Raw genomic sequence first — 395 nt, forward strand, 5'->3', positions numbered from 1 at the left:
GCCCAGGGGCGCACGATCTTCAGCACGTCCTGTGGGCGGGCGTCGGTCGTGAAGTCCAGGTCGTTGCCGAGGCGGCCGAGCAGTGCGTCCCGCACCGAACCGCCGACCAGGGCGAGTGAGAACCCGGCCTCCTGGAAACGGCGGGCGAGGTCGTCGGCGACAGGGGCTACCCGCAGCAGTTCACTCACGGCGCGGTCCTGCACCTGGCTCAGGGCACTGGTTTCTTCGTTGGCGTTCGGCACAACAGAAGAGGGTACGTGGCGCGGGCGGCCGGAATCTCCTCCATTCCGCGCCTAAGGCCCCCGTCGATACACACACAAAGCCTGCGCTTGGGACGCGGGGCCCTACTCCTCTTCATACAGTCCCATACAGGGCAGGCCGACTCTGTCCCCGAT

1 pseudogene is annotated in these 395 nt (G+C 67.3%); it reads right to left on the minus strand.

The window, feature by feature from the left end:
• A pseudogene (locus KDL01_RS42600) lies at positions 1–242 on the minus strand (CCA tRNA nucleotidyltransferase); the annotation flags it as partial.
• Positions 243–395 lie beyond the last annotated feature (153 nt).

The sequence above is a fragment of the Actinospica durhamensis genome, assembly GCF_018139695.1.
Taxonomy (GTDB): domain Bacteria; phylum Actinomycetota; class Actinomycetes; order Streptomycetales; family Catenulisporaceae; genus Actinospica; species Actinospica durhamensis.